The organism is Desulfobacula sp., assembly GCF_021107415.1.
This window is the reverse complement of record NZ_JAIOSW010000252.1, coordinates 1-4,310: the sequence shown is the minus strand read 5'-3', so window position 1 is coordinate 4,310 and position 4,310 is coordinate 1. Positions and strand designations below refer to the sequence as shown.

The 4,310-nt window shown below is 40.4% G+C and carries 4 protein-coding genes; 3 read left to right on the top strand and 1 reads right to left on the bottom strand.

Going from position 1 to position 4,310, the window contains the following annotated elements:
* The 3 genes from K8S13_RS13675 to K8S13_RS13665 all read left to right on the top strand — a co-directional run.
* Window positions 1-2,206 (top strand): chemotaxis protein CheA (locus K8S13_RS13675; RefSeq protein ID WP_291463280.1); only part of this gene is annotated, 2,206 nt, incomplete at its 5' end.
* On the top strand, window positions 2,187-2,573 hold the full coding sequence (locus tag K8S13_RS13670) for a response regulator (protein WP_291463278.1): 387 nt from the start codon (window positions 2,187-2,189) through the stop codon (window positions 2,571-2,573). The genes K8S13_RS13675 and K8S13_RS13670, both read left to right, overlap by 20 nt.
* 13 nt (window positions 2,574-2,586) lie before the next feature.
* Window positions 2,587-3,675: a chemotaxis protein CheB gene (locus K8S13_RS13665; protein ID WP_291463277.1), complete on the top strand. Its 1,089-nt coding sequence runs from the start codon at window positions 2,587-2,589 to the stop codon at window positions 3,673-3,675.
* Window positions 3,676-3,688: 13 nt separating this feature from the next.
* Here the strand turns inward: K8S13_RS13665 and K8S13_RS13660 are convergent.
* Window positions 3,689-4,310, bottom strand: a 622-nt coding sequence (locus K8S13_RS13660; RefSeq protein WP_291463275.1) for a DUF6178 family protein, incomplete at its 5' end; no start/stop codon positions are given.

The following is a 4,310-nucleotide window of genomic DNA, read 5'->3' as shown; positions in this document are numbered from 1 at the left end:
TATAAGGTTTGAAAATGATATAGTGGCTAAGCACAAGGATGTGGATTCAATTATTGATGATATTAAGAGTATCGGCGATATTTTATTTTCCGATCTTGAAAATAAAAAGAGCGAAAATGGTAAGGATGGTTTTTTTTGCGTGATTACAACCATACTTGATTTGCCGTTGCTTTCCCAGGTACTTGAAATTAATAAGACACAGATGACTCTGGTTGATCGGCAGTTTACTGACAATGAGATTATTTTAAAGGGGCTTTCATTCAAACCGGGACTTGATGATCCGGAGAAACAATTAAAACCTCAGGAATTAGTGCCTTTAGCAGTAAAGGAAGAATCGATCGAAATTGCAGCAGAACCAAAAATTTTCACTGCTTTAAGTACTCAAACCATCCGAATTAAGGTCGACCTGATTTCAAGACTGATGAACCGGGCAGGCGAGCTGGTTCTTTCAAGAAATCAATTGCGGCCTTTTATGGAAAAATATGCCCGCGAAAACAGTCAAGCCTCCAATATGATGCAAAATCTGGATATGGTGACAACCGATATCCAGGACGCCATTGTGCAGATGAGAATGCAGCCCATTGTTGATCTTCTGGGGAAATACAAACGGGTGGTAAGGGATATTGCCAGGAGGATTTCGAAAAAGGTTGATCTCATCCTTGACGGTGCAGATGTAGAGGTGGATAGAAATGTGTTGGAAGAATTGGCAAATCCTTTGACCCACCTGATTAGAAACTGTATTGATCATGGGATTGAATTGCCTGAAGACAGGCAAAAATTTTCTAAACCTGAAACCGGAATTATCCGTATTAAGGCACGCCATGAAGGCGGACATGTTCACATCACCATTTCGGATGACGGGGCGGGTATTGATCCCCAGCTGGTATTATCAAAAGCCTTTGAAAAAGGGCTTGTTTCCGAAGATCAGCTTGACAAGCTTACGGATAAACAGAAAGTTAATTTGATTTTTCTTCCCGGAGTTTCAACCTCTGAAAAAATTACAGATATATCCGGCCGCGGGGTTGGCCTGGATGTTGTAAAAACAAATATTGAGCGGTTAAGGGGACTTATCGAGATTGATTCGGTCAAAGGTGAAGGAACCACGATTCACTTGATTATTCCCTTAACTCTTGCCATTGTCCCTTCTATAATTGTCAGTGCGGCAGACTTTAAATTTGCCATTCCCCAGGCCAATATAAAGGAAGTCATATATCTTGAACCCGGAAAAATTCATAAACAGGTGGAAAATCTTGCAGGTTCAGAAGTTTTAAGACTGAGGGAAAATCTTCTTCCCATATTAAGACTTCGCAATGTTCTGGGAATTAAAACCTATATTCAGAAGCCTGAAACATGGGAAAAAGAAAAAGAGAAAAGAAAGGCAATTGCAGATCGACGTCGGGAAACCAATGCTTCTGACCCGCTGGGAAAAAGATCGCCAAAAAAAGACCGCCGCCAAACCAAATGGGATTCCACCTATGTTGTTATTTTGAAATTTGGGGGAAAGATTTTCGGGCTTTGTGTAGATGAGATTTATGATATTGAAGAAATTGTTGTCGAACCCTTATCTGAATATGTTAAAAAGTTGAAATGCTTTGCCGGTGCAACCATTCTTGGGAATGGCGATGTCATAATGATCCTGGATGTGCCGGGGATTGCCTCTTTTTCATCCTTGAGATTTGACACCATCAAAAGCGAAGAAGTAAAACGGAACCTGTTAAAAGAGAAAAAATCTAAAGATATCGGAGAAAATAGAAACCTTATTATTTTTTCCAACGGCAATAAAGAATATTTCGCATTAGAACTTGCAAGTGTCTCCCGGCTTGAACCCATTAAACCATCCAATATCCATTATACCGGGAATTTAAAATATATGGAATATAACAATCGGGCGGTCTTACTTTTTTCAATGGATGAATTTTTGCCGGCAAGCAAATGTGAGTTGAATGATGAGGAGATTTTTGCAATTTTCCCAAAACATATTTCAGCCAAAGTGGGAATCCTTGTGTCAAAAATAATAGATACCATTGAAACAAATGAAAAATTAAACAGGGATGCTACTTGCCCGGAATCGGTTCTGGGCAAATTTTTTATTGATGATATGATGGTACAGGTATTAGACCATGAAAAATTTGTGGGTCTGATTGAAGAAAAGGCAGTGAAAGCAAATGAGTCTGTGAAGGCAGTGAATGAAAATACTGATTGTTGATGATAAAGCTTCCATCCGGGCAGCAATGAAAAATATTCTGGCCGGCCTGGGGCTTGTGGATATTACAGAAGCAGTTGATGGCGAGGAAGCCTGGTTTAAAATAAATGACGAGTTTAGAAAAGGCGAGGCTTACGCCTTTGAGTTGATTGTATCTGACATGGAAATGCCGAAGATGTCAGGGCTTGAACTGCTTCGAGCCGTAAGGAACAGCAATGACATAAAAGACACACCATTTATTATGGCCACAACTGTTACAGCAAAGCAGATTATCTTGGAAACCATGCGCCTGGGTGTTCAGGCATATATCATCAAACCCTTTGATGCGCCAATGGTTGAACTCAAGTTGAAGCAGGCAGGAATATTATAGGAAGTAATTGTATATGATTGATAAGCTGGACATAATTATTGCAGATGAAAACCCTGGCTTTGTTCAGCTTTTAAAAAAAATGTGCGGTTCAATAAACGGGATCAATATTCTGGGAGTCGCCCATTCCGAGAGAATGCTGATCGCCAAGATTAATCATGTGAACCCGGATCTGATTTTTCTTGATTTAACCAGTGGCATGGGGGGTATCCGGATAGTTGACACCATAAGAAAAATTAATTCTGATCTTAACGTGATTGTCACCTATGATCCTAAAATACAGGACTCCGATATCCTGGTAAAAGCCCTTGAAATGGGCGTTTATGAGTGTGTCGAAAAGCCGGGTGATATTGAATCCAGACAATACAATGAATTTCGTCTTCACCTGTTAACCATTACAGGGCTTTTAAGAAGCCGAAAAAGGTTTTCAAACAGGTCGGCGCTTAACTATAAAAATAAATTTTTTATGCCCCTGAAAACAGCGGATAAGCCGGCTGATAAATCTTCTGTGCCGGTTTCTTCCATGAGGAAAATTGATGTAGTAGTAGTGGCATCTTCAACCGGCGGACCTGAAATTTTAAGCCGGATTTTTTCTATATTGCCCGGTAATCTTAAAGTTCCCATCCTGCTGGTTCAACATATCCCTGTGGCCATAACGCAGTTTTTTGCAAAAAGTCTGAATGATAAATCTGAACTTGATATTTTTCAAGCAAGCCACGGTGATGAGATCCTGCCGTCTAAAGTTTATATTGCACCTGGTGGACAGCATATGACCGTATCAAAACCGGATGACCAGGGTAAAAGAGTGATCCGCCTGAACAGCAGGCCGCCTGTGAACAGTGTCCGGCCTTCTGCGGATATGCTGTTTGAATCCATTGCAAGGTCCTATCAGGGTAATATCCTTGCCATTGTTTTGACTGGAATGGGGGAGGACGGCAAAAAAGGTGTGGCAGCCATGAAAGACAAAGGGTGTATTTGTATTTCCCAGAAGGCGGAAACCTGTGTAGTGTACGGGATGCCAAGGGCTGTGGATGATGCTGGGCTGTCAGATGAAAGTCTGGATCCTTTAAGTATTACCCAGAAAATTGTTATGATGGTGCAATAAGACGGGAAGACCATCATCCTTTGCTATCATCATTTTTTTTTCTTTCACGCAAAAGAAAATGGGGAATAAATCTGGGATCAATATTTTTCGGATCAACGGTACTGTATTCCTCTTCAAGTTCTTTGATTAAATTTCTTAAGACCTCACCAAATCTTTGTGCCAGCTTTGATTCATCTATACCGGTTATTTCAGACGTCCAGGTAATCAGGTCATTTAATTGTATCTGACCGGTTTTATCTGAATCGGGTTTTGAAAATAGAGCGATGAAGAAATTTTTGAAGGTCATTGTATCAATGGGTTCAAGGGTTGGTGGCAGATTCAGCCGGTCTTTTGCCCAGAGGGTTAAAATCAATGTTTTATAGGTTAATACACCTTCTTCAAAAGATTTGATATCTACATTTAATTTGTCCAGAACCGTATCCAGAGCAATGATCTGTTCCAGAGCCCTGCTGGTTTGGGTAATTTCTGAAAGGGATTTGAAATTTCGGTACAATTCACCCGATTCAGAATTGGGTCTATAATCGGGCGCATAATCGGGTGCATAATTATTATAATACAATGGGCGGTCAAGAAAAAGGCCGCCAATAACCCCTAAGAAATCTTCTCCAAGAAAACTTAAAGGCAGATTGTTTTTG